This window comes from Streptomyces sp. NPDC002324, assembly GCF_053593335.1.
The window spans coordinates 26,328-50,621 of record NZ_JBSFCF010000054.1; the positions used below are offsets into that span (position 1 = coordinate 26,328).

26 protein-coding genes and 8 pseudogenes are annotated in these 24,294 nt (G+C 69.7%); 14 read left to right on the plus strand and 20 right to left on the minus strand.

Translation table 11 applies throughout. The features are described from left to right. Positions 1-83 precede the first annotated feature (83 nt). Complete coding sequence (locus tag ACWCRJ_RS40655; protein WP_356268947.1) at positions 84-737, minus strand: TetR/AcrR family transcriptional regulator; 654 nt, start codon at positions 735-737, stop codon at positions 84-86. Between the two features lie 147 nt (positions 738-884). Here ACWCRJ_RS40655 and ACWCRJ_RS40660 point away from each other — a divergent pair, with 147 nt between their 5' ends. Continuing rightward, on the plus strand, positions 885-1,310 hold the full coding sequence (locus ACWCRJ_RS40660; protein ID WP_450944042.1) for a YybH family protein: 426 nt from the start codon (positions 885-887) through the stop codon (positions 1,308-1,310). On the opposite strand, the pseudogene ACWCRJ_RS40665 reads toward ACWCRJ_RS40660, so the two are convergent. The 3 genes and pseudogenes from ACWCRJ_RS40665 to ACWCRJ_RS40675 form a co-directional block, all read right to left on the minus strand. Then, positions 1,303-1,551 (minus strand): annotated as a pseudogene (locus ACWCRJ_RS40665) (zinc-binding dehydrogenase); the annotation flags it as partial. The gene ACWCRJ_RS40660 and the pseudogene ACWCRJ_RS40665 sit on opposite strands and share 8 nt — an antisense overlap. A 10-nt stretch (positions 1,552-1,561) precedes the next feature. Next, positions 1,562-2,035, minus strand: a pseudogene (locus ACWCRJ_RS40670) (IS6 family transposase); the annotation flags it as partial. Positions 2,036-2,086: 51 nt separating this feature from the next. Then, positions 2,087-2,353, minus strand: coding sequence for a hypothetical protein (locus tag ACWCRJ_RS40675; RefSeq protein ID WP_450944012.1), 267 nt, complete (start codon positions 2,351-2,353; stop codon positions 2,087-2,089). Positions 2,354-2,585: 232 nt separating this feature from the next. Between ACWCRJ_RS40675 and ACWCRJ_RS40680 the strand changes: the two genes are divergently transcribed. Then, on the plus strand, positions 2,586-3,767 hold the full coding sequence (locus tag ACWCRJ_RS40680) for an FAD-dependent monooxygenase (RefSeq protein WP_450944013.1): 1,182 nt from the start codon (positions 2,586-2,588) through the stop codon (positions 3,765-3,767). Positions 3,768-4,254: 487 nt separating this feature from the next. Here the strand turns inward: ACWCRJ_RS40680 and ACWCRJ_RS40685 are convergent, their stop codons facing one another. Then, entirely contained in the window at positions 4,255-5,781 is a 1,527-nt protein-coding gene (locus ACWCRJ_RS40685; protein ID WP_450944043.1) for a family 43 glycosylhydrolase, read from the minus strand. Between the two features lie 368 nt (positions 5,782-6,149). Next, positions 6,150-6,510: pseudogene (locus ACWCRJ_RS40690) on the minus strand (transposase); the annotation flags it as partial. A 268-nt stretch (positions 6,511-6,778) separates the two neighbouring features. Here ACWCRJ_RS40690 and ACWCRJ_RS40695 point away from each other — a divergent pair. Then, on the plus strand, positions 6,779-7,009 hold the full coding sequence (locus ACWCRJ_RS40695) for a hypothetical protein (protein ID WP_450944014.1): 231 nt from the start codon (positions 6,779-6,781) through the stop codon (positions 7,007-7,009). A gap of 72 nt (positions 7,010-7,081) precedes the next feature. On the opposite strand, the gene ACWCRJ_RS40700 is transcribed toward ACWCRJ_RS40695, so the two are convergent. From ACWCRJ_RS40700 to ACWCRJ_RS40725, 6 genes are all read right to left on the minus strand, one after another. After that, a complete protein-coding gene (locus tag ACWCRJ_RS40700; RefSeq protein WP_450944015.1) occupies positions 7,082-7,495 on the minus strand; it encodes a hypothetical protein in 414 nt (137 codons plus the stop codon). A 173-nt stretch (positions 7,496-7,668) separates the two neighbouring features. Beyond that, positions 7,669-8,631, minus strand: coding sequence for a sugar phosphate isomerase/epimerase family protein (locus tag ACWCRJ_RS40705; protein WP_450944016.1), 963 nt, complete (start codon positions 8,629-8,631; stop codon positions 7,669-7,671). Positions 8,632-8,704: 73 nt separating this feature from the next. Continuing rightward, positions 8,705-9,724: a Gfo/Idh/MocA family protein gene (locus tag ACWCRJ_RS40710; protein ID WP_450944017.1), complete on the minus strand. Its 1,020-nt coding sequence runs from the start codon at positions 9,722-9,724 to the stop codon at positions 8,705-8,707. A 95-nt stretch (positions 9,725-9,819) separates the two neighbouring features. Next, on the minus strand, positions 9,820-10,839 hold the full coding sequence (locus ACWCRJ_RS40715) for a sugar ABC transporter substrate-binding protein (protein ID WP_450944018.1): 1,020 nt from the start codon (positions 10,837-10,839) through the stop codon (positions 9,820-9,822). Between the two features lie 119 nt (positions 10,840-10,958). Next, positions 10,959-11,327, minus strand: a complete 369-nt coding sequence (locus ACWCRJ_RS40720; protein ID WP_450944019.1) for a TIM barrel protein — start codon at positions 11,325-11,327, stop codon at positions 10,959-10,961. Continuing rightward, positions 11,222-11,740, minus strand: coding sequence for a sugar phosphate isomerase/epimerase family protein (locus tag ACWCRJ_RS40725; protein WP_450944020.1), 519 nt, complete (start codon positions 11,738-11,740; stop codon positions 11,222-11,224). The genes ACWCRJ_RS40720 and ACWCRJ_RS40725 overlap by 106 nt, the downstream gene beginning before the upstream one ends. Positions 11,741-11,921: 181 nt before the next feature. Between ACWCRJ_RS40725 and ACWCRJ_RS40730 the strand changes: the two genes are divergently transcribed. From ACWCRJ_RS40730 to ACWCRJ_RS40745, 4 genes are all read left to right on the plus strand, one after another. Continuing rightward, complete coding sequence (locus tag ACWCRJ_RS40730; RefSeq protein ID WP_450944021.1) at positions 11,922-12,956, plus strand: LacI family DNA-binding transcriptional regulator; 1,035 nt, start codon at positions 11,922-11,924, stop codon at positions 12,954-12,956. A 37-nt stretch (positions 12,957-12,993) separates the two neighbouring features. Then, positions 12,994-13,428: a hypothetical protein gene (locus tag ACWCRJ_RS40735; protein ID WP_450944022.1), complete on the plus strand. Its 435-nt coding sequence runs from the start codon at positions 12,994-12,996 to the stop codon at positions 13,426-13,428. Between the two features lie 184 nt (positions 13,429-13,612). Continuing rightward, positions 13,613-14,047, plus strand: a complete 435-nt coding sequence (locus ACWCRJ_RS40740; protein ID WP_450944023.1) for a hypothetical protein — start codon at positions 13,613-13,615, stop codon at positions 14,045-14,047. A gap of 275 nt (positions 14,048-14,322) precedes the next feature. Then, complete coding sequence (locus ACWCRJ_RS40745; protein ID WP_450944024.1) at positions 14,323-14,607, plus strand: DUF7336 domain-containing protein; 285 nt, start codon at positions 14,323-14,325, stop codon at positions 14,605-14,607. A gap of 90 nt (positions 14,608-14,697) precedes the next feature. Here ACWCRJ_RS40745 and ACWCRJ_RS40750 read toward each other — a convergent pair. Then, a pseudogene (locus ACWCRJ_RS40750) lies at positions 14,698-15,003 on the minus strand (ISAs1 family transposase); the annotation flags it as partial. A 392-nt stretch (positions 15,004-15,395) separates the two neighbouring features. Then, positions 15,396-15,809: an arsenate reductase ArsC gene (locus tag ACWCRJ_RS40755; protein WP_450944025.1), complete on the minus strand. Its 414-nt coding sequence runs from the start codon at positions 15,807-15,809 to the stop codon at positions 15,396-15,398. A 91-nt stretch (positions 15,810-15,900) separates the two neighbouring features. Between ACWCRJ_RS40755 and ACWCRJ_RS40760 the strand changes: the two genes are divergently transcribed. Genes ACWCRJ_RS40760 through ACWCRJ_RS40770 form a run of 3 tightly spaced genes read left to right on the plus strand, consistent with a single transcriptional unit; the run spans position 15,901 to position 18,022 of the window. Beyond that, complete coding sequence (locus ACWCRJ_RS40760; protein ID WP_450944026.1) at positions 15,901-16,209, plus strand: ArsR/SmtB family transcription factor; 309 nt, start codon at positions 15,901-15,903, stop codon at positions 16,207-16,209. Continuing rightward, positions 16,206-16,970, plus strand: coding sequence for an aquaporin (locus ACWCRJ_RS40765; RefSeq protein WP_450944027.1), 765 nt, complete (start codon positions 16,206-16,208; stop codon positions 16,968-16,970). The genes ACWCRJ_RS40760 and ACWCRJ_RS40765 overlap by 4 nt, the downstream gene beginning before the upstream one ends. After that, positions 16,967-18,022 (plus strand): ArsO family NAD(P)H-dependent flavin-containing monooxygenase, encoded by a 1,056-nt coding sequence (locus tag ACWCRJ_RS40770; protein WP_450944028.1) that lies wholly within the window; start codon positions 16,967-16,969, stop codon positions 18,020-18,022. Before ACWCRJ_RS40765 ends, ACWCRJ_RS40770 begins: the two co-directional genes overlap by 4 nt. A 143-nt stretch (positions 18,023-18,165) precedes the next feature. Here ACWCRJ_RS40770 and ACWCRJ_RS40775 read toward each other — a convergent pair. The 5 genes and pseudogenes from ACWCRJ_RS40775 to ACWCRJ_RS40795 form a co-directional block, all read right to left on the minus strand. Then, positions 18,166-18,417: pseudogene (locus ACWCRJ_RS40775) on the minus strand (TSUP family transporter); the annotation flags it as partial. A gap of 89 nt (positions 18,418-18,506) precedes the next feature. Then, entirely contained in the window at positions 18,507-18,884 is a 378-nt protein-coding gene (locus ACWCRJ_RS40780) for an ArsR/SmtB family transcription factor (RefSeq protein WP_450944029.1), read from the minus strand. 76 nt (positions 18,885-18,960) lie between these two features. Then, on the minus strand, positions 18,961-19,089 hold the full coding sequence (locus ACWCRJ_RS40785; protein ID WP_450944044.1) for a hypothetical protein: 129 nt from the start codon (positions 19,087-19,089) through the stop codon (positions 18,961-18,963). Next, on the minus strand, positions 19,080-19,244 hold the full coding sequence (locus ACWCRJ_RS40790; protein WP_450944045.1) for a hypothetical protein: 165 nt from the start codon (positions 19,242-19,244) through the stop codon (positions 19,080-19,082). The genes ACWCRJ_RS40785 and ACWCRJ_RS40790 overlap by 10 nt, the downstream gene beginning before the upstream one ends. 212 nt (positions 19,245-19,456) lie before the next feature. Beyond that, a pseudogene (locus ACWCRJ_RS40795) lies at positions 19,457-20,098 on the minus strand (NAD(P)-binding domain-containing protein); the annotation flags it as partial. Positions 20,099-20,146: 48 nt separating this feature from the next. On the opposite strand from ACWCRJ_RS40795, the gene ACWCRJ_RS40800 reads away from it, so the two are divergent. The 3 genes and pseudogenes from ACWCRJ_RS40800 to ACWCRJ_RS40810 all read left to right on the plus strand — a co-directional run. Next, positions 20,147-21,529, plus strand: coding sequence for an NAD(P)-binding domain-containing protein (locus ACWCRJ_RS40800; protein WP_450944030.1), 1,383 nt, complete (start codon positions 20,147-20,149; stop codon positions 21,527-21,529). 28 nt (positions 21,530-21,557) lie between these two features. Continuing rightward, positions 21,558-22,025, plus strand: coding sequence for an ArsI/CadI family heavy metal resistance metalloenzyme (locus ACWCRJ_RS40805; protein ID WP_450944031.1), 468 nt, complete (start codon positions 21,558-21,560; stop codon positions 22,023-22,025). Positions 22,026-22,032: 7 nt separating this feature from the next. Further along, a pseudogene (locus ACWCRJ_RS40810) lies at positions 22,033-22,597 on the plus strand (MFS transporter); the annotation flags it as partial. Here ACWCRJ_RS40810 and ACWCRJ_RS40815 read toward each other — a convergent pair. Then, a pseudogene (locus tag ACWCRJ_RS40815) lies at positions 22,592-22,825 on the minus strand (helix-turn-helix domain-containing protein); the annotation flags it as partial. The pseudogenes ACWCRJ_RS40810 and ACWCRJ_RS40815 sit on opposite strands and share 6 nt — an antisense overlap. 158 nt (positions 22,826-22,983) lie before the next feature. Between ACWCRJ_RS40815 and ACWCRJ_RS40820 the strand changes: the two are divergent. Next, positions 22,984-24,000 (plus strand): arabinan endo-1,5-alpha-L-arabinosidase, encoded by a 1,017-nt coding sequence (locus ACWCRJ_RS40820; RefSeq protein ID WP_450944032.1) that lies wholly within the window; start codon positions 22,984-22,986, stop codon positions 23,998-24,000. The last annotated feature ends 294 nt before the right edge of the window (positions 24,001-24,294 follow it).

Sequence of the window (24,294 nt, forward strand, 5' to 3'; positions counted from 1 at the left end):
TGCACCTGCGGACAGCTGCTGGCGGAGGACCTCACAGCCGCAACCGGATCTCATCCCCCGCCTGTTGACACCCTTTCAGTCGTCTACTGTCGCACCAGAGGCAGGCCGGCTGCAGTGGCCGCCACCATGCGTTTCAGTGTGGGGCGGAACGGCGGGAACGCCCCCGCGATTTCCGGCTCGCGCGCGTACAGTTCACGCAGCGCCTCAGGCGGACGGGTGATGGGAAACAGCTTCGCGACGAAAGCGCTGGCTGTCATCACGAGTGCGGCGCCGTCGGCGGGGGTCAGTTCCGGGCAGGCGGCGGAGATGCGCCGGCCGATCGCCCAGTAGGTGTCGATGGCCCACCTCTTGAAGACCTTCAGCACCTCCACGGACACATTGTGCTCGAGCATCGTCTCCGCGTGCGTGGTCAAATCACAGTAGAGCGGCCGGTCCACGAAGGCATCCGCGAGAACGCCGGCTGTTGCCTCGGTCCCACTCACTTCCTGCAACCGGGCACTGACCACGCTCGCCCACTCAGAACCCGCGCTCATCAGCAGATGCAGGTAGATCTCCTCACGCGTGCCGAAGTAGCGCAGCACGTTGGACTTGGCGAGTCCGACCGCGGTGGCGATGTCCTGCAGGCTGACCCTGGCCACGCCGGAGCGCTCGGCGAGCTCCCGAGCAGCGGTGAGGATGGCCTCGCGGCGCTGGTCCTTCTGATCAGGGCGTCGAGCCCGCTGGAATGGCGCTGACATGACCGTTCATCCTAGTCCAGATCTAACAGAACACCAGTCTCTTGTTAAAGGACTGGTGTTCTGTTAATGTCCGGGCATCCGACAACCCCATCGCGCTCACGGGAGTGAAAGACCATCTCCGCCACCTCGACCAACCTCAGTCAGACCATTGACGACTTCGTTGCCGCCTTCAACGAGCCGAACCCCGATCTCGACAAGGTCATGTCCTTCTTCGCCGACGACGCCGTGTACCTGCCCGGCCACCTTCCGGAGCGACATGGCATCGCGGCGATCCGCAAAGAGTTCGAGCCGCACTTCGCCGGACGCTATGGCGCCATGCACTTCGCCGTGTACGACAAGATCGTCGACGAGCCGAACCGGCGCGCCACGATCCGCTGGGCCTGCCGGCTCGACATGAGCGGAGAGTCCGGCCGTCATGTGCCGTTGCCACTGCGCCTGTTCGCCCGTGCGCGCTACGGCGGCCGCATGCAGTGGCACGGTGTGGACGTGTTCCACTTCGACACCGCAGGACGTATCAGCGGCAAGTTCACCTACGCCATGTTCCGGTTGCCGCTGTGGGAGCGAGGCCGGTGAGGTCTACCAGATCGGGCAGCGAACCGGATCCGGCGCAGTCCAGGACGACGTCGACTCCTTGCGGTGCCAGGGCGGTGACCCGCTTGCCCAACCCGGGGCCGTAGGTGGTCGGTGTCGTCCCCAGCCCCGCGACGAACTCGTGGTTGCGTGCGCCGGCCGTGCCGATGGCGGTCACACGGCGGGCCGCCGCGAGCTGGATGGCGACTGTGCCGACTCCGCTGGCCGCGCCCTCGATCAGCAGGGCCTGTTGCTCATGCCTCGGGTCGGCCGGTTACCTGGTCCCAGATCGCGAAGCGGATGGTCATCTCGGCTCGGTAGCCGGGAGTGGTCATCAGGTGGCGGCGGGGCCGGAAGTGGGGTGGGATGCTGCTGAACGCGGACAGGAACCGCTGGGCAGCGATGGTACTGCGGAGGCCTTTCATAGCGCGTTCGCGTTGCCTGGTGGGCTGGTGGCTGTTCTCGGCCCGGTTGTTCACGCCCCTGTGGGAGCGGTGCTCAACAGAGGACATGACCTCACGGTGGGCGGCGTCGTAGGAGCGGAGTTTGTCCGTGACGACTACCCGCGGCACCGCGCCCGCCGTCTTGAGGAGCCGGCGGAAGAAGCGCCTGGCCGCGACCTCGTCCCGGCGGTTCTGCACGAGGATGTCCAGCACCATGCCGTCCTGATCGACGGCCCGTCACAGGTACTTCTGCTCGCCGTTGATCTTGATGAAGACCTCGTCCGCAACCGTGCTTGAGTAGGTTTCAGAACCGGCGCGTGGTCGAGGAGACAGGCTCTAGCAGGGGCCTTTGTCCTGGCCCGTGCCGCACACAGGTCCGGGGTCGTCAGCGATGTGGATGAGGAAGAAGAACCAGGCAATGAGGGCGACCGCGATGCCGATGCGCCAGAGCGTTTCCGTACGACGCTTGGAGTGTTCGTCGTGGTCGTCCCGCTTGTCGCTGTCGCTGCTCATGACTTCCCCCGGATCGTAAGCCTGTTCAACACGGTAGCGGCGGTCACTGCTCTGCGCGACGTCGTCGAGGAGAGCGCGCGTCTGCGTCATGTCCGGTTCGCCCAGAAGGATCGCGCGACGGTCCCCGTCGCACCTGCGGTTCGTCCACGCCGCGCTCGACCTGGCGCCGAGCGGTGTTGCCCCGTCATGGTCGCCTCCGGGTGGGGCTACCGTGATCCCGGCGTGTAACGCGCGGCCCGTGCTGACATGCCCTGACTCTACGATTACAGAGGCAGGGCTCTGCGGCTGTAGAGGGTGCTCGAACCGAACGGAAGTGGTGTCCATGCCGAAACGTCACGCGGTGGTGGCCGGGGCCGGAATCGGCGGCCTCACCGCCGCCGTAGCACTGCACCGCCGCGGCTGGCACGTCACCGTCTGCGAACGCGTCCCCGAGCCCCCGGCCACCGGCGCCGGCATCGGCCTCGCCCCCAACGCCCTGCGCGCACTCGACACCATCGGCGTCGACGCCGCCCGCGCCGCCGGCAGCGCCGTACCCACGACGATGGGCGTACGCCGCTCCGACGGCCAGTGGCTCACCCGGACCGACACCGCCGACATCGCAGCCCGCTACGGCATGCCCCCGATCGCCGTCCCGCGCCCGGCCTTCACCGCCGCCCTGGCCGCCGCCCTGCCGCCGGAGGCCCTCCGCTACGGCACCGCCGTGACCGCCGTCGACGACGCCGCGGGCCGCCCGACCGTCCGTACGGCAGTCGGCCCGAACCTTCCCGCCGATCTGGTCGTCGCCGCCGACGGCATCCACAGCCCGCTGCGCCGCGCGTACTTCCCCGCCCACCCCGGCCTGCACTACATCGGCGAGACCGCATGGCGGACCATCGTGGACGCCCCGGACCTCCGGATACCGGCCATGAGCGAGACCTGGGGGCGGGGCGAGCGGTTCGGCGTGACCCCGCTCTCCGACGGCCGGTTTTACCTCTACGCCACCGCGGTCCTCCCCGCCGGCACCTGGTCGGCCGACCCCCGCGCCGAACTCCGGCGCCGCTTCGGCTCGTGGCACGACCCGATTCCGGCCCTGCTGGACCGCATCCGCCGCCTCGACCCTGGCGACGTCCTCCAGAACGACCTCTACGACCTGGCCGCCCCGCTCCCCGCCCTGCACCACGGCCGGATCGCCTGGCTGGGCGACGCCGCCCACGCCATGGCCCCCAACCTCGGCCAGGGCGGCTGCCAGGCCATCGAGGACGCGGTGCTCCTCGCGCACCTGCTTCCCGCCGGAGACGGCGGAGACAGCACAGACTCCGTCCCGGCCTCCCTCGCCGCGTACACCGCCGCCCGCCGCGGGCGTACCGACGCCGTCCGCGTCCGCGCCCGCCGGGTCGGCCGCCTGGGCGCCCTGCGTAACCCGCTCGTAGTGGCGGCCCGCGACCTCGCTGTCCGTGCCACCCCTGCCCGCCTGGCCCTGCGCGCCATGGACGACCTCTTCAACGGCTTCCGCCTCCCCGGGTAGCAGGGGCCGCGAGTCTCTGTCGTCAGAGTCCCGCTGGGCCGCGCGGCCCAGCACCGCTGCTCGCTTCGTTGTCGGACCGCCCAACCGCGTTCAGTACCCGAGCGGACCTCCGCCTTGCGATGCACGCACCGGACAACACGTGCCCTATCGGGAGACTTTGACGACAGGGCCTCTGGCTACTTGCCCCTGAAAAAGGGTTGGGCCGTGGTGGCAGGGCTGCTGTTGCGGGCTCGCCCCTGTGCCGGGGCGGGGGTACTTGCGTCTTCACCGGCCGCTGACGGCCATCCGGTGGAAGTTGTAGGCAAAGATCCAAACCGCACGAGGCGCACGGCATCGTCATCCCACCCGCGGCGTCGCCCCCCGTCGTCCTTGCGGCCCTCCAGGCCCGGGTCCTCACCCAAACCGACGAGCCCCACAACAAGATCAAGACGACGTGTCCGCAAGCCCTTGGGCCGACGGCCCCGGTACCCCCGGGGCCGTCGGACGGTCAGGCGGTCGTGGGCACGAGCCGCCACTGCTGGCAGTTGTTGTTCAGCCAGGACCACTGCCGTACGTCGACGCCGTTGCCGGTACCGCAGTTGGCGACGTCCGCCACCTTGCCGGTGGCGGCGTTGACGATCCGGACGTAGTCGCCGCCGGTGTAGATCAGGCGGAACTTCTGGCAGTTGTTGTTCAGCCAGGACCACTGCCGGATGTCGGTGCCGTCGGCGGCGGAGCACCCGGCGACGTCCGCGACCTTGCCGGTGGCCACGTTCACCAGGCGGCTGGAGTCGTCTGCCATGTCCTCGATGCGCCACTTCTGGTTGGTGCCGCCGGTGCAGCTCCACTGGAAGATGTTGGTGCCGTCGGTGGTGTTGCCGCCGTCGACGTCGAGGCATTTGCCGCTGTTGCGGTTGACGATGGTGTACGCGGTCGGGGTGGCCGCGGTCTCACCCGAGGGGCCGGCCAGCGTCACCCCCGTGGCGACCGGGGTGCCGAAGTCGGGGGTCCCGTCGGCGTTCCACGTGAACTTCTGCGCGCGGGTGGTGCGGGCGTTGCCGCAGCCGCCGTTGGCCGCGCTGTTGGCGTGGTAGACGATCCAGTTCTCGGTGCCGTCGGGTGAGGTGAAGAACCCGTTGTGGCCGGGCGCGTACACACCGTTGGCGTCGTTGCGCTGGAAGACCGGGGTCTGCTTCTTCGTCCAGGAGGAGGCGAGCAACGGGTCGCTGCCGGTGAGCTCCAGCTGGCCCAGCTTGTAGTCGGCGGTCGAGCAGCTGCTGGCGGAGAAGGTGAGGAAGGTGCGGCCGTTGCGGTACAGCGGCTCTGGCCCCTCGTTGACCGGGCCACCGGAGGTCTCCCAGCTCAGGGTGGGGCTGGAGATGATCGTGAAGGGACCGCTGAGCGTGTACGGGTTGCTCATCGGGGCGATGACCAGGCTCTGCGTGCTGCCGTTGATCTTACCGCTGCCCAGCAGGTACAGCTTGTTGTCGTGCTTGAGGACACTGGCGTCGATCAGCCAGCCCTGGGCGGCGGCCGGGCCGGGGGTGAGGCTGTCGTCGGTGAGGATGTTCTTGTACGTGTACGTGCCCATCGGGTCGCTGCCGGAGCTCTCCAGCACGTGCGTGCGCTGGGTGTCACAGCAGGTGGCGCCGGCCTGTGCGGCCGAGTAGTACAGGTACCACTTGCCGTCGAGGAAGTGGATTTCCGGCGCCCAGATGTTGGCGTTGCGGCCCGCGGTGGTGTCCGACCATATCTCCACGCTCGGGGCGGTGCTCAGTCCGGCGAGGGTGGGGGACTTCCGCATGAGCAGCTTGTTGGTGAACGTGGTCGTCACCAGGTAGTAGTTGCCGTTGTAGTACTCCAGCCAGGGGTCGGCGCCCTTCTGCGTCTTGACCGGGTTCGTGAACGGCTTGCCATCGGCGGCGGCGGTGGGCTGCGTGACGACGAGGGACAGGGACGTGATCAGGGACAGCAGGACTGCCCCGAGGATCGTCCAGCGACGACTCGGCCGTCGACGGTGCAGGGTGCGGAGCACGGGTGGTCCTTCCAGCGGCGGCTCGTCGAAACGACTCACCTCGGCCAGCGTTCGAAATTACGAATGTTGTGCGGAACTGCGGACGAAAGGTAGAGGTGGGCCAGGAGCACCGTCAATGGGTCGGACGAGACCGATATACCGAACACCGCCGACCACCCGACGAACCACCTTGATCAGCCGTGCCGGGCATCGTCGGTGCGCACCACGGCATCGGGTGCGTGGCATCGGGTGCACTCAGTGGCCGGTCTCCCGGCCGCGGTGCGGTCCGGGCTCCTGCGGGCGGTGCGCCCGCTGGTGATCCTGGCGCACCGGCTGCACTCCATCGGCATCGTCCTGTTCGGCATAGACCCCCGCCGACGAGCCCGTCGAACGTGGCAGAACACAGCCGCTCCGCTGAGCACGGCGCGTCCGAACGAGGCCACGGCGACACATCGACCGCCAGGACCAGGCGCCCGCCGTCGAAGCGACAACCCGGCCAGCACCGTCCGCAGCCGATTGACGTCGATCCGGACGTGGTTCAAGCCGCCGTACATCGCTCCGTCCCACGACGATGCTCGGGCAGTACGGTAGGTCCACCAGGGACTTCACTGCACCGTCCGCACACAACACCGCGTCCACCAGCTCGAACAACTCGTCGCGTCGAGCAGTCAGGCACTCATAGAACTCACCCCGGAAGGCTGACGCTTCGGCGAACGCTTCCCCCCGGACAGCAACAGGCAGCAGACTCACCCTCACGGCCTTCGTCTTGGTCACGTGCACCTTGGTCGGAGCACATGATTGGACGAAGGCCGTTCCTGCGTCCGGTGGTTGTCGGGCTTACGATCCAGTTCGACGGCCCTTCGAGGCCCACATGAGGGGCGCGATGTCAGAGATCGCTCAGTGGCTCAAGGACTGGCATGCCGCACATGAACACGAGCTTCGCTCTCGTGGGATCAGCTCTGCCGTGAAGCGGCCCGTCCCAGGAGCCCCGTCCCGAGGGCGGCCGAAGGCCACGGCAGTGAGCCTCACACTGGAATCGGACGAGCGCACGGGGATGGCGTTCCTCTGGGAATCGGGTGCCACTTCACTGCTCTTCATCGACTCCGGAACCGAGCACACCTGGCAGGACCAACCGGTGATCACCTCCGAGAACGACCTGCCACAGATCCTGGCGCCCCTCGTGGAGTCAGTCGAAGCAGCGATCACGCGTTGCATCTTCGGTCCGGGCGACGGCCTGCCGCAGGCGTAGGGCAGATGTCTGGCTCATAGGCCCATCGCACACGGCCGGACCCTGCCGAACTGGACGTATGCCCGCATGAGGTCAGCGACGGGTTCCGGAAGCGGGGACGGCGGGTCTCCCAGCCGGACAGTGAGAGATGGCCCCGTCGTCGATGACGTCGTCGACGGTGAGTTGGACGATGCGGGTGACGGGTTGCGCGTAGAGGAGAACGAGCGCGGCCGCGCCCCGGGCCCGCAGGGGCAAGGAGTCGTCGTTGAGGGTCGGCCGGAGAATGGCGAGTCGGCGGTGCTGGTGCAGCGGCGCTTGGTCCTGGTTGATGACTCGGGTTGGCAGGGTGAGGCGAGGCATCCGGCTCGTCCTCATGCACCAGCGCAGGAACGTCTGGGCCGGGCGCCGGGTGGCCAGCTTCTCCGTGTGCCAGGCGTCGACGTCGGCCTGCTGGCAGTGTTCGAAGGTGCGGCCTCGGTCGGCGAGCCAGGAGAGGAAGCTGAACACGCTCGCCGCTTTGAGTATCTGGTTCGCTCGCCCGAACTCGGCGTTCGCCTTGCGGAGTTGCTTCAGTTCTTCGTGTTCGGCGGTCGACAGCCGGTCGTCCCGCTCGTCGCGGTCGACCTCCGCCTGGCGGACCGAGGCCGCGCGGAACTCGTGTCCGTGCGGCTCAGGACGGCTCAGACCTCCTGGGGCTTGTAGGAGCTGGGGTCGCGCAGGATGACGCGGCGCAGCAGGTCGACGGTTTTGGTGACGCCCTCGACGGGGGCCACGAGAACGTCCTCGTGCTCGATGCTCAGGACGTCGTCGTAGCCGGCTCGGCGCAGGGCGAGGCAGAAAGCGCGCCAGAACGCGTCGTCGTGGCCGTAGCCGAGGGTGACGTAGTTCCAGGAGCGTTCCTTGGCGGCCATGACCGGGAGGGTCTCCAGCCTGCTGGTCAGGGCCTGGCGGGAGGGTTCCAGCCGGGTGTCCTTGGCGTGTACGTGGTAGATCGCCTCGCCCAGGGCCTCGATGGCGGCGAGCGGGTCGGCGCCCATCCACATCAGGTGGCTGGGGTCGAAGTTGGCTCCGACCACGGGCCCGACCTCCTCGCGCAGGCGCAGGAGGGTGGGGACGTTGTAGACCGCCTGGTGGGCGTGCATCTCCAGAGCGAGCTTGGGTACGCCCCGGTCGCGGGAGTGGGCGACGAGGTCTCGCCAGTACGGGAGTACGACCTCGGTCCATTGCCAGTCGAGGATCTGTGTGGTCTCCGGCGGCCAGGAGACCGTGATCCAGTTGGGGTTGGCGTCGCCCGGCCCGCCCGGCAGCCCGGACATCATCACCACGCGGTCGACGCCGAGGAGCGGGGCGAGAGCGATCGTCCTGCGCGCGACCTGGTCGTGCTCGCTGCCGCTGGGCCCGGGGTGCAGGGGGTTGCCCGAGCAGGTGAGGGCGCTGATCGTGAGCCCTCGGTCGGCGATCTTGGCCAGCAGTTCACGGCGCGCGCCGTCGCTGTCGAGAAGCCGGTCGATGTCGATGTGCGGGGAGGTGGACCAGGCGCCGGTGGCGAACTCGACGTGGTCCAGGCCGAGTTCGGCGGCCAGGTCCAGGGTCTCGTCGAGCGTGAGGTGCCCGACGCTGTCGGTGTTCAGACCGATCTTCATGAGGCGTCCCGTCTGCGGTGTGGTCGGGCGGGGAGCGGTCGTCCCCGCTGGTTCGGTGTGTCGGCGATGGGGGTCAGATGTAGAGGGCCGGGCGGTCGGCGAGTTCCACCTCGACGCGGCGGCCCTCGGTCTGGGCGCGGATGCCCGCCTCGCAGACCGCGGCCACGGCGTAGCCGTCCCAGGCGCTGGGGCCGGTGACCTCGCCGCGCCGGGTGGCGTCGATCCATGCCTGGACCTCGCGGTCGTAGGCTTCCTCGAACCGCTCGACGAAGCCGGGGGTGACCGTGCCGCCCCAGCGTCCGCCGGTGCTGACGAGCATGTCGTGCCGGTCGCCGATGCGGGCGGTGCCGTGCTCGCACACCGCCTCGGCCTGCACCTGGTAGCCGTAGCGGGCGTTGACGTAGATCTCGACGTCGACCAGGGCGCCGCCGTCGGTTTCGAAGACGACGAGCTGGGGGTCGGCCAGCCCTTCGGGCGCGTTCCCGGAGGGCCTCGGCCGCAGCACCGTGACGGACGTGATCTCCTGGCCGAGCAGCCAGCGGGTGATGTCCATCTCGTGGGTCACGGAGTCGTTGATGAGCATGGCGCTGGTGAAGTCCGGCGGACAGGACGGGTTGCGGTGCCGATTGTGCAGCATCAGCGGCCGGCCCAGCTCCCCGCTGTCCAGCAGCGCTTTGAGCTTGATGTACTCGTGGTCGTAACGGCGCATGAAGCCCACCTGCACCCGGCGGTGCCCGAGCCGCTGCTCGGCCTCCAGCACGCGCAGTGCGGAGGCGGCGTCGGGGGTGAGGGGCTTCTCGCACAGGACGGGCAGGTCGTGCTCGAACGCGGTGAGCAGTGCCGCCTCGTGGGCAACGCCCGGGGAAGCGAGCAGCACCGCGTCGACGTCGGATGAGGCCATCGCTTCGGCGACGTCGCCGTAGGCCGCGCATCCGTCGACGTCGGCGGCGACCGTCTTGGCGCGATCGATGTCGACGTCGACGACGGCGGCCACATGGGCGCCGCTGGTCACCTCGCTGATCCGGCGTACGTGGTCGGCTCCCATGCGGCCGGCGCCGATCACGGCGACTCCGAGGGAGGTGCGGTAGGTCATGTGATTCCTTGACTTGAGGGTGGGCGATGGCGGTGACGGTCAGCAGAGGGCCGGCCGAACCCACAAGGGTCCGGCCGTACCCCGGGTCGTACGCGTCACCGTGTTCCCTTGGCGGCGAACGTGGCGACGGTGGCGACGTTGGACTTGTCGACGAAGGCCGGGCCGGTCAGCACGGGCGCCACGCCACCGCCGCTGTAGTTGCCGTTGTTCTTGTAGAGCCAGAGGGAGTCGACCGCCAGGTAGCCCTGCAGATAAGGCTGCTGGTCGACGGCGAACTCGATGCTGCCGCCCTGGATCGCCTTCACGAGTTCCTTGTTGAGGTCGAAGGTGGCGACCTTGGCCTTGCCGTTACTGTCGGACACCGCCTGCGTGGCGGTCAGCGCGACCGGAGCGGCGAGGGTGACGACGTAGTCGATGGAGGGGTCCTGCTTGAGCTTGGCGGTGATGGTCGACTTCACGGACGGCATGTCGGCGCCATTGACGAACAGGTTTTCCGTCGTGCCCGAGAAGCCCTTCTTCACGCCCGCGCAGCGTGCCTCGAGGGCGACCTGGCCCTGTTCCTGAATGACACAGGCGACCTTCTTGACACCGAGGGAACTCAGCTTCTTCCCGACCGCCTCGCCCGCGACGGTCTCGTCCTGGCCGAAGTACTCGAGCAGGCCCTGCTTCTGCCAGTCGTCCACACCGGAGTTGAAGCCGACCACGGGTATACCGGCCCGCACTGCCTTGGCCACCGTTTCCTTCATGGCATCGGGCTTGGCGAGGGTGACGGCGATGCCGTCGACCTTCTGGTCGATCGCGTTCTGCACCAGGTTGGCCTGGTTGCCCCCGTTCGGGTCGGAGGAGTAGACCAGCTTGATGTTGTCTTTGGCGGCCGCGGCCTGGGCGCCCTTGCGGATGGTGTCCCAGAACGTGTCACCGGGGACGGCGTGGGTGATCATCGCGATGGTCATGCGGGGTGTGGTGGCCTTGCCGGCAGAGACGCCGCCGGCGCTCTCCTCCGACTTCTTGCCGCCCGAGTTGCTGGAACAGCCGGCGAGTGCCAGGACTGTACTGGCGGCCATGGCCACCAAGACGGTGAATCTGCGGGAGCGGGAGGAAAGCGAGCGGTTCATTTCGGCACCTCACTGTGCTGACTTGCGGGAAGGGGTGATCCACCGGCGGGACGCAACACATCCCGTTGCGGGTCGGGCGGGGAGCTATCGGGTGGCCTGCTGTGTGACTCGGGGTGGGATCAGAGGGCGAACGCGGAGCGGAACCGCTCCATGGCGGTGTGACTGTCGCCGGAGGGCCACGCCTCCAGGGCGACCGTGCCGTCGTAGCCGAGGTCGGTGAGGGCGCGGGCGACCGCCGGATAGTTGATCTCTCCGGTGCCGGGTTCGCAGCGGCCGGGCACGTCGGCGACCTGGATCTCTCCGATCAGGCCGGCGCCGTGGGCGCGGCGGATCAGTTCGATGAGGTTTCCCTCGCCGATCTGAGCGTGGTACAGGTCCAGATTCATCCGCAGACCGGGCCGGTCGACTGCCGCGACCAGGGCGTAGGTGTCGGCGGCCCGCGCGAACGGGACACCGGGGTGGTCGACGGCGGTGTTGAGGTTCTCCATGTGAAGGTGACGCCCGCGCTCTCACCCAGTTCGGCCAGACGGGTGAGCGTGCGGTGGGCGGTGATCCACATGTCGCCGGTGGCCTCGCCGGTCACCGGCACGACGGGTAGGCCCTCGCTGTCCAGGCCAGTGCCGTGCAGGTTGAGCCGGGGGCAGCCGAGATGCTCGGCGGCCTTGATCGATTCCTCGGCCGTGCGAAGGAGTTCGGCTGCGGCGTCCGGGTCGGTCAGGGTGCCGCGGATGTAGCCGGTCATCGAGGAGAACTCGGCGGGGGTCTGGGCCAGCGCGTTCAGGTCGTGCCGGGTCCAGTCCCAGATCTCCACCTGAAAGCCGGCCTCGTGGATGCGCCGTGCCCGCTCCTCGATCGGCAGGTCGCGGTAGACCATCTCGGCACAGACGGCCAACGTGTACATCGCAGCTCCAGACTTATAACGTTCTAAGAGAACAGGAGCAGTACGCCAGGCGTCGGGCAGCCTGTCAAGAGTTTGTGCGGACATTCGATTTATAACGTTGTAACAACGCCGACCAGTGCGTGCCCTGCTTGGCCCGGTCTACGATCACCTCGGAGAAGACCCTCGATCAGGAAGGCCGACAGTGCCATCGCGCTCTGCCGTCCCGGACGGAAAGCGGCCGACGCTCAGCGACCTCGCGGCGCGGGCAGGTGTCTCCGTGCCGCTTGCCTCCATGGTCATGCGCGGTGCCAAGGGGCCCAGCGCGGCAAGTCGCGAGCGGGTGCTGCGGGCCGCGCAGGAGATCGGCTACCGGCCGGACAGCAGGGCCCGCCTCCTGCGCAGCAGCCGCTCGCACCTGGTGGGAGTGCAGTTCGACCTGCGACAGCCCTTTCACGCCGACATGGTTGAGGCGCTCTACGCCGCGGCGGGGGCGGCCGGCTATCAGATCGCGCTCAGCGCCGTCGCCGCGAGCCGCAGCGAACAGGAGGCGGTGGAGATGCTGCTCGCCGACCGCTGCGAGGCGCTGATCCTGCTCAGCCCCCATGCCCCGGCGGCCCGGCTGGCAGAACTCGCGGCGCAGCTTCCCGTCGTCTCCGTGGCCCGCCGGCTGCGTCCGCTCGCCGACGGCGTCGACGTCGTCCGGGCGGACGACGACGGGGGCGCCCGCCAGGCGGTCGACCACCTCGTGGCACTGGGCCACCGCGACATCGTCCACATCGACGGGGGCAGGGCGCCGGGCGCGGCCGACCGGCGCCGCGGCTACAAGTCGGCCATGAAGCACCACGGCCTCACCGACCACGTCCGCCTCGTGCCGGGCGGGCTGACCGAGGACCACGGCGCGGCAGCCGCACGAACACTCCTCGCCGAGGCTGCCCGCCCCACCGCCGTCCTCGCCTTCAACGACCACTGCGCCATCGGCGTCCTCGACACCTTCCTGCGCGCCCGTATCCCTGTGCCCGACGAGATCTCGGTGGTCGGCTTCGACGACAGCCACCTCGCCCGCCTCGCCCACGTCCAACTCACCACGGTCGGGCAAGAAGCCCGCCGGCTGGCACGCCGGGCCGTCAGCCGGGCCGTCGCCCGGCTGGAGGGTGGGGCGGCGGACGACGAACGAGAAGTCGTCGTCACACCACACCTCGTCATACGAAGCACCACCAGGGCACCTTGCCGCTCCTGACCCGCGCCGCTCCAGTCCCCAACTGTTCTTCGCCGGGATGCACTGCCGCAGGAGACCGACCCCTGCGGCGCGGACGCGCGGAGGTCGGCGGGGAGCCCCGCGCAAACCGCCTCCTGCACCGGCCTGTCGCCCGGATCCCGGCTCGCGGCAGCCACCGCTGTTCGCACAGATCCCCCGTGACTACAGCCGGCTCGCCCCGGCCGACGCCGCCCTGGCCAGCCCGTGGCTGGCCAGGGCAAAGTACCTCGCCCACCGGCTCGCCGAGACCCGCGGCTGGGGACGCAACATCCTCTTCGCCGTCAACCGCGACCTGGCCCTCGTCCTCACCGCCTACGGCGAGAGCGACGTCATCCGCCACACGGAGATCTTCGCCCCGCTGCGGGCCCTGGACCTGCCGGTCGGCCACACCGTCACGGCCCTGGGCGAGATGGGGATCGTCGAGGACGACAGCGAACCCTCCTTCGAACGCTGACTCGCCGAGAGGCTGGAGGGTCTCGCACCCGGCATCCGCTGGGAGGCCGAGCGCTGGACCCACATCCTGCGCAACGGCGGCCCCCGCGGTCTCCCGCGACGGGAAGGCACGAGTCTGGCTCTACCTCAACCGAGTCCGCCCAGCCCTGCTGGAATGTTCGAACCCCTACGACCACCTGCGGGAAGTGACCCGCGACGACGTCCTCACCTACATCAAGACACTGCACGGCCACCAGCGCCACGACCAACTCGTCCCCCTGCGCCCCCTGTTCTCCTGGGCCAAGCGGAACGGACTGATCTTCCGCAACCCCACCAGCCGGATCAAGGTCGGGCAATACGAGGACGCCGTGCTGCAACCGCTCGTCCCCGAACAGGTCGACCGCTCCGTGGCGGCGGCCACCACCCCGGCGACGCGGCTCATCCTCGCACTCGCGGCGATCCACGCCGCCCGAGTCGCCCAGATCGCCAACCTCATGCTCGACGACGCCGACCTCGGCAACCGCCGGCTGTCCATCGCCGGACGCGTCCGCCCACTCGACGACCTCACCATGAAGCTGCTGCTGGCTGGCTGGAGCACCGGCGAAACCGGTGGCCGAACACGGCGAACCTCCACCTGCTGATCAACAACCGGACCGCCAACACGACCGGCCGCGCCAGCAACCACTGGATCAGCGCTCCGATGCGCGGACAGGACGCGACCCCGGAGCGGCTCCGCGTCGACCGCCAACTCGAAGAAGCCATGGTCAAAGGCCCCGGCCCCCTCCACCTCGCGGAGGTCTTCGCAGGGCCTCGGCGTAGTCGCGTGATGCCCGGTTTGTGTTCGTGAGGTCCCGGGAGGTGAGGGGCGCCGAACGTCGCAGGCCCCACGAACTCGCGTGCTGATAGCTTCTCGTCCGTGATCGTGTATCCGCTGTGGCATGTCGGCCACCAGAACGAAGCTGGCGACGACGGCTCGACAGTGCACGTCGAGGAGAGCGGTGTGTTCTGCGACGAGTCGGACGGCGACGACGTAAAGCTGCTCGGTATCTACTCAACCCTTGAACGGGTTGAAGAGCGTGTGCGTCAGGCTCGACTTCTACCGGGCTTCCGTGATGAACCTGAGTGCTTCTACTTCGACGCCTGCGAGCTCGATGAGGACGATTGGACCGAGGGCTTCGTTCGAGTTCCGCCGGGCGAGTAGGCCGGTGGGCAGAGTCCCGGTGGGATGCCGTGCCGTGGTCACGTATGCCCCAGGGGGCTTCGGCGCAGTTGCGTGACGTTCGGTTCGTGATCACCCGAGGCCGAGGAGTGCGAGGGGGCGGCGAGGGTCGCGGGCGTTGCGGCGGAGGCCGGCCGCGATGTTCTTCACTCCGGCCGTGCGTAGGGCTCCGATGGCGAGGTTGCGCCAGGTGGCCATCGCGCGGGGTGCGTTGCCGGTCCGCAGCTGGGAGGCGTCCTCGGCGAAGGTGGTGTCGCGGACGTGGTGCAGGGCCTCGATCTTCCAGTGGTCGCGGACGAGTTGGGCGAGCTGGGACGGGGTGGTCTGCTCGGCGGTCAGGCTGGTGACGGCGTAGACCGTCTTGACGGTGGTTTTGCCGACCTCTCCCGGCCACGCCCAGCAGCCTTCAGTTTTGACGAACTCGCGGGCCTCCTCGGGGGTTGAGGAACAGCGACGTCAAAACGTGCGCTAAGCGTACCGGGGCCCGATGCCGCAGATAACGGGGCCGTTTCGCGCATCCCCCGCCGCCCGACGAGTTCCTGCCGTGGCTACGCGAGCAGCTCGACGACGACGAGCGGCTCGCGCGGGACGTTGCAGAGCATTGATCACGTGTTAGCCACGGCCGCTGAGCGGGAACAGGTGTTCATGCCGTCTCTCACGGTGGGGGACGCACGGGGGTGAGGGTTGATGGATGATTGGTTAGCCTCGCGCTTTCGCGAGGTTAAACGTTCGTCGCACGTTGCGTATGTCCGTGGTGTTCTCGGCCGTGCTCATGCCTGGGATTCCGGCGCGATCTCCTTGATCAGGCCCTCGACCAGCACCTTGATCTCGTCCCGGATCGGACGGACGGCCTCGACCCCCTGGCCCGCCGGGTCCTCCAACTGCCAGTCCAGGTACCGCTTGCCGGGGAAGACCGGGCAGGTGTCGCCACAGCCCATCGTGATGCAGACGTCCGAATCCTCGACCGCGTCCACGGTGAGCATCTTCGGCACCTCGGCGGAGATGTCGATGCCGACCTCGGCCATGGCCTCGACGGCGGCCGGGTTGACGCCCGCGCCCGGGTTGGAACCGGCGGAACGGACCTCTACACGGTCCCCGGCCAGATGGGTCAGCCACGCGGCGGCCATCTGGGAACGGCCGGCGTTGTGGACACAGACGAACAGCACAGAGGGCTTGTCGGACATCAGAGGTCTCTCTCGTCTCACGACCGGATCAAGTGCGAATGGTGTCAGCACCCGATGGTGTCAGTCACCACTGATGTGACAGTATCAGCACATGATGACGTCAGTCGACACTGACCTGATCCGGGTGCTGGCCGACCCGCTCAGGCTCCAAATCGTGACCCTGCTCGCCAAAGAGATGCTGTGCACCACCCACCTCGTGGAGGAGACCGGTGCCCGGCAGACCAACCTCTCCAACCACCTGAGAGTGCTGCGCGAGGCCGGCGTCGTCGAGACGGAGCCGTGCGGCCGGTTCACCTACTACCGGCTCAAGCCCGACGTCATCGCCTCACTCGCCGGCCGGTTCGCCGACCTGGCCGAGTCCGCTCGCACCGCAGCCGAGAACAAGAGGGCCTGCCCATGACCGCCGCCGAAGCCGCCCCGACCGCGGAGACCGCGCCATCCGCTCCCGCACCCGCGCCGGGGGCCACCCCTCCGCGTACTCCCCTGGTCGCCCGGGCCGCCGCCGAACTCATAGGCACCGCCCTGCTGGTGGCGATCGTGGTCGGCTCCGGCATCCAGGCCACCGAACTCACCGCGGACGTCGGCCTGCGACTGCTGGCCAACTCCACGGCCACCGTCTTCGGCCTCGGCATCCTGATCCTCCTGCTCGGCCCCGTCTCCGGCGCCCACTTCAACCCGGTCGTCACCCTCGCCGAGTGGTGGACCGCCCGCCGCGGCGGTCCCGGAGTCACCCCGCGCGAGGTGGCCGTGTATCTGCCCGCGCAGATCGTCGGCGCGATCGCCGGCGCGATCCTCGCGGACGCGATGTTCGCCGAGCCGCTGGTGAAGTGGTCCACCCACGACCGCTCTGCCGGGCACCTGCTCCTCGGTGAGATCGTCGCCACCGCCGGCCTGATCCTGCTGATCTTCGGCCTGGCGCGCGCCGACCGGCTGCAGTACGCGCCCGTGGCCGTCGCCTCCTACATCGGCGCCGCGTACTGGTTCACGTCGTCGACGTCGTTCGCCAACCCGGCGGTGACCATCGGGCGCGCCTTCACCGACACCTTCGCGGGCATCGCACCCGGCTCGGTCCTGGGCTTCATCGGCATGCAGCTCATCGGCGGCGTGGTCGGACTGGCCCTGGTGGCCCTCATCTTCATGCCCGGACGATCGGCCGAATGAGCCACAAGACGCAGGTGGTGGTGATCGGCGGCGGCCAGGCCGGGCTCGCCGCCGGCTACTACCTGCGCCGCCTCGGTCTCGACTTCGTCATCCTCGACGCCCAGACCACACCGGGCGGTGCCTGGCAGCACGCCTGGGACTCGCTGCACCTGTTCTCACCGGCCGCGTACTCCTCGTTGCCCGGCCGCCTCATGCCGCCGCAGACCGGCCGGACCTACCCCGACGCCCGGCACGTGGTGGAGTACCTGACCGAATACGAGAAGCGGTACGAACTCCCCGTCGAGCGGCCCGTCCGCGCGACCGGCGTCCACCAGGACGGCGTGTTCCTGCGCGTGGAGACCGATTCGGGCACATGGCAGGCCCGCTCCGTGATCAGCGCGACGGGTACCTGGTGGCGGCCCTTCCTGCCAGCCGTCCCCGGCCGCGCGGCCTTCGAAGGCCGCCAACTGCACACGGTCGAGTACACGCGGCCGCAAGACTTCTCCGGACGCCGCGTGATCGTCGTCGGGGGCGGCAACTCCGGCGCCCAGATCGCCGCCGACCTCGCGCACGACACCCGGCTGACCTGGGTCACCCACCGCCCGCCGCGCTTCCTGGCCGACGACATCGACGGCCGCGCTCTGTTCGACACGGCCACCGCCCGCCGCCGCGCCCTCGATCAAGGGAGCACGGACACGGGCGGGGTCGCCTCGCTCGGGGACATCGTCGCCGTCCCGCCCGTACGCGAAGCCCGCGACCGCGGCCTGCTCACCGCGCGCCCGATGTTCACCCGGCTCCACTCCGGCGGCGTCGAGTGGGCCGACGGCACCCGTGGCGAGGCCGACACGATCATCTGGTGCACCGGCTTCCGGCCCACCCTGTCTCACCTCGCCCCGCTCCAACTCCGCGGCCCACGCGGCCATATCGCCACGACCGGCACCCGCGCGCACGGCGAGCCACGCCTGCACCTGCTCGGCTACGGCGACTGGACCGGCCCCGCCTCCGCCACCCTCATCGGCGTCGGACGCCCCGCCCGGGAGGCTGCCCGCGAGATCGCCGGCCTGCTCGCGTGAGGACCCAGGCCGCAGACCTGCGACGACGGGCATCCGCAGCTCGCACTTGCAGTGCGCCAGTCTGCACGTGTGCCGGACACAGTGCAGGAACCCGTGCCGAGTTCGTGTGTCAGGTGTCCCGTCTGTGTTCCTGGGACCGGGGTTCAGCTCAGGGTCTGGACGGCATACAGGGCGCCGAGGGCTGTGGCGAGGGTGCCGAGCAGAAAACGTAGGGCTCATTCGGGCAGGCGGGGTTGGAGGCGGGCGCCGAGGTGGCCGCCGATCAGTCCGCCGGTGCCGCAGACGAGGCCGAGCCTCCAGTCGGGGGCGACGTCTCCGGAGCTGACGAGTGACGGCAGTGCGTAGGCGGCGGCGCCGACGAGGGAGGTGACGAACGTGGCGGCGAGCGCGGCCGTCCGCAACGCAGTATCCGGGACTACCCGGGGTGCGCGACAACGGACCGGTCCCCGTACAGCCGGTGTGGCGGCCTTCACCGTCGTGGTGGTCAGGCTGCGGCCGGGGCTATGGTCAGCAGCTTGCCCATCGCAGCCAGCACGGACGGCTCGACGCGGTAGTAGACCCAGGTGCCGCGCCGTTCGGAGGTGAGCAGGCCGGCCTCCTTGAGCTTCTTCAGGTGGTGGGAGACGGTCGGCTGGGAGACGCCGACGTCGGAGATGTCGCACACGCACGCCTCGCCGCCCTCGTGCGAGGCCACGGCGGAGAACAGCCGCAGCCGTACCGGGTCTCCGAGCGCCTTGAACATCCGCGCGGCCGTCTCGGCCTCCTCCACCGTGAAGGGGCGTTCCGTCAACGGCGGGCAGCACGGCGCCGCCTCATCGCCCATGGCGGCATCCAACAGCGGCAGCACCTTCGTGTTCGACATGCATCTATGTTGACACATGTCGAAGCAGCCGGGCGAGGGCCGGACCGCCTCAGGTGCGGGCGAGGGCCGGACCGCCTCAGGTGCGGGCGAGGTGGGCGGCAACGTGCCGGGCGGCGTCCCGCCCGACTCCGCGCAGGGAGTTCGACGACAGGCCGCGCTGCCACTCCAGCCCGACGTAGGCCAGCCCAGGGTTCGTCAGCGACATCCATGGTGGCGAGGGTGTCCAGTGGCGTCGAGGGCACCGAGCGGGGTGAGGTAGTCCAGGTCGGGGCGGTAGCCGGTGGCCGGCACGATCGCGTCCACGTCCTCCATGCTTGTGTCGGCCCAGGTGACCTCGGTGCCGCTGGCGCCCGTGAACACTGGTCGCCGGTCCGGCCGCCCGGAGGTGACGGCGGCCCGGTAGCGGCCGTCGCGATGACCGGCTGGGCGGGCGGCGAGGAAAGGAAGCGGCCGACGGGCAGCGTGTCGAGCGCGGTGCGGGCCAGCCACCCATGCATGTCCCGGCCCAGGGTGCGCTGCTGGGCGAAGCGCACCGGATGCCGCGCCGCGAGCGTCACCCGCGCCCGCCCGGCGAGCTCGGCGGCGATCTGTACCGCGGAGTTCCCGGCGCCCACGACCACGACCCGCTGCCAGGCGAACGGCTCGGGCGTCCGATAGTCGGCGGCGTGCAGCAGGGCTCCGGTGTAGGCCCCAAGCCCCGGAAGGCCCGGCCAGTGAGGGCGGCCGAAGGTGCCGGTGGCCGCGATCACGGCGCGCGCCACGAGCCGCCCGCCACCCTCCAGGCCCAGCGCGAACGCGCCGTCTTCGGGGCGGACGTCACGTACCCGGGTCCGGGTACGGATCTCGGCCTCCGGCCGGTCGGCGCAGCGCAGCGCAGCGCAGCGCAGCGCAGCGCAGCGCAGCGCAGCAGATAGGCGACGACCTCGTCGCGGTGCGGGTAGCGGTCCGGGTCGCCTCCGAACGGCAGGCCGGGCAGGGAGCTGTACCGGGCCGGCGAGAAGAGGGTGAGGCTGTCGTAGTAGCGCGGCCACGCCCCTGCCGCCTGTGTCGGATGCCTCCAGCACCACCGGCTTAAGCCCCTGCTCGCGAAGAGCGTGCGCTGCGGCCGGCCCGGACTGGCCGCCACCGATCACCGCGACATCGACCTGTTCCACGATCCCTGTCTCCTTAATTTGATGAATGTCTATGTTGACGCTCATCGATACAGGTGTCATGCTGGATCGCGCAAGCCATCGACAAATGTCGAAGCAAAGGGGAATCTCGTGGCCGAGTCCATTAACAGCGTGCCCACCACCGACCAGCTGCCCGTCGTGGTCGTCGGAGCCGGCCCGATCGGCCTGGCCGCCGCGGCCCACCTCATCGAGCGCGGCATGGAACCGCTCGTCCTGGAGTCCGGGCCGTCTGCCGGCACCGCCGTACGGGCTTGGTCGCACGTACGGCTGTTCTCCCCCTGGGCCGAGGTCACCGACCCGGCGGCCGAGAAGCTCCTCGCCCCGACCGGCTGGGTGCGCCCGGACGGCGCCGCCTACCCCACTGGCGGCGACTGGGCCGGGAAGTACCTGCAGCCGCTCGCCGACGTCCTCGGCGACAAGGTCCGCTACGGCGCCACGGTCACCGGCGTCGCCCGCGCGGGCCGGGACCGCATCGTCGACTCCGGCCGCGACGAGCAGCCCTTCACCGTGCACATCCAGCTCGCCGACGGCCGCGAGGAGCGGATCACCGCCCGCGCCGTCATCGACGCCTCCGGCACCTGGTCCACCCCCAGCCCGATGGGCGCCGACGGCCTGCCCGCCCTCGGCGAGAAGACCGCCGCCGAGCGCATCTCCTACCAGGTCCCCGACCTGGGCGACCCGGCCGTACGCGCCCGGTACGCGGGCACGCGCACCGCTGTGATCGGCTCGGGTGCCTCCGCCTTCACCGCCCTCGCCTACCTCGCCGATCTCGCCAAGGAGGAGCGCGGGACCCACGCCGTGTGGATCCTGCGCCGTGGCATCGGCGCGAGCACGTACGGCGGTGGCGAGGCGGACGAGCTGCCCGCGCGCGGAGCGCTGGGCCTGCGTGCCAAGGCGGCTGTCGAGGCCGGCCACGCGAGCGCGGTCACCGGATTCCGCACCCAGGCCGTGGAGCGCGAGGGCGGTCGGTTGGTCCTCGTCGCCGAGGACGGCCGTCGTCTGGACCCGGTCGACGAGGTCATCGTCCTGACCGGCTTCCGTCCCGACCTGTCCTTCCTCACCGAACTCCGCCTCGGCCTCGACGAACGCCTCCAGGCCCCGAGCGCCCTGGCGCCGCTGATCGACCCGAATGTGCACTCGTGCGGCACCGTGTATCCGCACGGCGTGAACGAGCTGTCCCACCCCGAGCAGGGCGTCTACCTGGTGGGCATGAAGTCCTACGGCCGCGCCCCCACCTTCCTCGCCATGACCGGCTACGAGCAGGTCCGCTCCATCACCGCGGCGATCGCCGGGGACCGCGAGGCCGCCGAGCGCGTCGAACTCACCCTCCCGGAGACCGGCGTGTGCGGCGGCGCGGGCCTGTTCGACGACCCCGACGCCGCCCAGAGCAGCGAGGGCGGTGGATGCTGCGCCGCGCCCTCCACCCTCCAGATCGGCATCGGCGCCCCGGCCACCACCTCCGGCGGCTGCTGAACACTTCACCCACCTCAGGAGGTTCGCCATGACATCCCGCGTACAGCTCGCCCTCCGAGTCCCCGACCTCGACGCGTCCATCGCCTTCTACACGAAGCTCTTCGGCACCGAGCCCGCCAAACTCCGCGACGGCTACGCCAACTTCGCCATCACCGAGCCCCCGCTCAAGCTCGTCCTCATCGAAGGCACCGCGGGCGAGGCGACCCGCATGGACCACCTCGGCGTGGAGGTCGAGACGACCGAGGCCGTCCATGCCGCCACGGCCCGCCTGGGCGAGGCCGGCCTGCCCACCGCCGTGGAGAACGACACCACCTGCTGCTACGCCCTCCAGGACAAGGTCTGGGTCCACGGCCCCGGCCAGGAACCCTGGGAGGTGTACGTCGTCAAGGCCGACGCCGACTCCCTCGCCAAACAGCAGGGCAGCACCTGCTGCACCGGCACAGCCGAGGCCGACACCGGCGCGAAGGAACCGGTCGCCGCGGGCGGCTGCTGCTGATCCGCCGATGACCGACCTCCGTGCCAGCGGGGCCGTGACCGGGACGGGGGTCCTGTCACGGCCCCGCGCCGCGCTGCCCGCCCTGTGCGCCACCCAGATCACCAGCTGGGGGATCGTCTACTACGCCTTCCCCGTCCTCAACCCGCAGATCACCGCCTCCACCGGCTGGTCGTCCACGGCCACCACCACCGCCTTATCGGGCGCGCTCCTGATCTCCGCCGTCACCGGCATAGCCGTCGGCCGCATCCTCGACCGCCGGGGCCCGCGCGCCGTGATGACCACCGGCTTCGTCCTGGGCGTCATCGCCGTGCTGGCCATCGCCTCCGCGCCCAACCTGATCGCCTTCACCGCCGCCTGGCTCCTGGCTCCTGGCTCCTGGCTCCTGGCTCCTGGCTCCTGGCTCCTGGCTCCTGGCTCCTGGCCGGCGTCGCCATGGCCGCCACCTTCTACCAGCCCGCCTTCGCCGCCCTCACCCGCTGGTGGGGCGAGGACCGCATCCGCGCCCTCACCATCGTCACCCTCGCCGGCGCCTGGCCTCCACCGCCTTCGCACCCCTGACCGCCACAAGCTCCGAGGTGGACTTCGCTGCGACGCCGGGCCGTCGGCGATCGGCCCGTGAACTCGCGCCCGTCCCGAACGAGATGGGCCTGATCGGTATAGCCAGAGGCGGTTGGCACATCGCCTCACGGGAGCGGGTCCTGCGCCGCCGCCAGTTCGTGCGCGTGCTCGAAGCGCAAGACTCGGGCGAAGGTCTTCGGCGACAGGCCCACCTCACCGAGAAACCGCTCGGTGAGGGACCGCGGAGGCGGATGCCGGCACCGTCGCCCAGGACGAGGTTCGACTTCGAATGTCTGCGGCGCGGGTTATTGACGCACAGGGTGTTCGATTCTACGGTTCCGGCCGATGACGCGACAGCTGTTCGACCTGACGAACGGCACCCCCACCTAGGAGCGTCCGCATGAGCCACTACCCCCCTACCTCTCAGACCCCCCGCACATCCCGCTCGTTCCGACCCTCCCGCAGAGTCGGGCTCCTGGCCATTTCGGCCGCGGTACTGCTCGCCCTGGCACCCACCGCCGCCTCCGCCTTCCCCGACCCCGGCTCGGTCACGGGGGCCACCGTCGTCCATGACCCGACGATGATCCGCACCTCCGCCGGGCGTTACCTCCTCTACGCCACCGGAGGCGGTCTGTCCTACCGCACCTCCACCGATCGGATCGCCTTCGGCGCGGGCGGCGACGCCTTCTCCACCAGGCCGGGTTGGTGGTCGTCGTACGGGGCGACCGAGGCCTGGGCACCGGATATCTCGTACCAGGGAGGCAAGTACCTGCTGTACTACTCCGTCTCGACCTTCGGGTCGAACAAGTCGGCCATCGGGCTGGCGGGTTCGGCGACCGGCCTCCCCGGCTCCTGGACCGACTACGGCATCGTCTACTCCTCCACCGCCTCCGACGACTACAACGCCATCGACCCCAATCTCTTCGTCGACGACAACGGCACCTGGTGGCTGTCCTTCGGGAGCTGGTGGACGGGGCTGAAGATGATCCAGATCAATCCCGCCACCGGCAAGCAGCTCACCGGCAACACCACCCGGTACTCGCTCGCCTCCCGCCCCACCGGCACCAAGGCCGTTGAGGCGCCCTTCGTCGTCAAACGGGGTGGTTTCTACTACCTCTTCGCGTCCTTCGACACCTGCTGCGCCGGCACCGGCTCCACCTACAAGGTGAAGGTCGGACGTGCCACCAGCGTGACCGGGCCGTACCACGACAAGAACGGCGTCGCGCTCATGAACAACGGCGGGACACCGGTGCTGGAGTCCCACGGCCGGTACATCGGCCCCGGCGGCCAGTCGATCATGAAGGACGCCGACGGCGATCTGATCGTCTACCACTACTACGACGGCAACGACAACGGCAGGCCCAAACTCGGCATCAACCTCTTGAACTGGAGCGGCGGATGGCCCGTCGCCCGCTGACCCGAGGATTGCCACCGCCGGGAGCACCTACGCACGCGCAGAGCACTGGCCTCGTCCGCCCCGTCCGACTTCGGTGCCGGGGGCGTGGCCAACGGTGTGTCGCTGCTCCTGCCACCTCGTCGCACGGCACTCCTGATGTGCCGCCTTCACAATGGTTGCAGCGTTCCGGAGGTGTTCTCCGAGGCAGTTCCCGACGCCGTTGGAAAGGACGACGCTTACGGGGGGGGAGGTCCCACCTGCTTCAACCGGCCTCCGCGATGAGCCGTTCAGCATCCAGGCGCCCAGCCGGTCGCG

Bases quoted from the DNA above. Each gene is read 5' to 3' on its own strand.
- ACWCRJ_RS40655 (WP_356268947.1), bottom strand. From the start codon at position 737: ATGTCAGCGCCATTCCAGCGGGCTCGACGCCCTGATCAGAAGGACCAG.
- ACWCRJ_RS40675 (WP_450944012.1), bottom strand. From the start codon at position 2,353: ATGACGCAGACGCGCGCTCTCCTCGACGACGTCGCGCAGAGCAGTGAC.
- ACWCRJ_RS40680 (WP_450944013.1), top strand. From the start codon at position 2,586: ATGCCGAAACGTCACGCGGTGGTGGCCGGGGCCGGAATCGGCGGCCTC.
- ACWCRJ_RS40705 (WP_450944016.1), bottom strand. From the start codon at position 8,631: ATGAAGATCGGTCTGAACACCGACAGCGTCGGGCACCTCACGCTCGAC.
- ACWCRJ_RS40710 (WP_450944017.1), bottom strand. From the start codon at position 9,724: ATGACCTACCGCACCTCCCTCGGAGTCGCCGTGATCGGCGCCGGCCGC.
- ACWCRJ_RS40715 (WP_450944018.1), bottom strand. From the start codon at position 10,839: ATGAACCGCTCGCTTTCCTCCCGCTCCCGCAGATTCACCGTCTTGGTG.
- ACWCRJ_RS40720 (WP_450944019.1), bottom strand. From the start codon at position 11,327: ATGGAGAACCTCAACACCGCCGTCGACCACCCCGGTGTCCCGTTCGCG.
- ACWCRJ_RS40725 (WP_450944020.1), bottom strand. From the start codon at position 11,740: ATGTACACGTTGGCCGTCTGTGCCGAGATGGTCTACCGCGACCTGCCG.
- ACWCRJ_RS40735 (WP_450944022.1), top strand. From the start codon at position 12,994: ATGCACTGCCGCAGGAGACCGACCCCTGCGGCGCGGACGCGCGGAGGT.
- ACWCRJ_RS40755 (WP_450944025.1), bottom strand. From the start codon at position 15,809: ATGTCCGACAAGCCCTCTGTGCTGTTCGTCTGTGTCCACAACGCCGGC.
- ACWCRJ_RS40760 (WP_450944026.1), top strand. From the start codon at position 15,901: ATGATGACGTCAGTCGACACTGACCTGATCCGGGTGCTGGCCGACCCG.
- ACWCRJ_RS40765 (WP_450944027.1), top strand. From the start codon at position 16,206: ATGACCGCCGCCGAAGCCGCCCCGACCGCGGAGACCGCGCCATCCGCT.
- ACWCRJ_RS40770 (WP_450944028.1), top strand. From the start codon at position 16,967: ATGAGCCACAAGACGCAGGTGGTGGTGATCGGCGGCGGCCAGGCCGGG.
- ACWCRJ_RS40780 (WP_450944029.1), bottom strand. From the start codon at position 18,884: ATGTCGAACACGAAGGTGCTGCCGCTGTTGGATGCCGCCATGGGCGAT.
- ACWCRJ_RS40785 (WP_450944044.1), bottom strand. From the start codon at position 19,089: ATGTCGCTGACGAACCCTGGGCTGGCCTACGTCGGGCTGGAGTGGCAG.
- ACWCRJ_RS40805 (WP_450944031.1), top strand. From the start codon at position 21,558: ATGACATCCCGCGTACAGCTCGCCCTCCGAGTCCCCGACCTCGACGCG.
- ACWCRJ_RS40820 (WP_450944032.1), top strand. From the start codon at position 22,984: ATGAGCCACTACCCCCCTACCTCTCAGACCCCCCGCACATCCCGCTCG.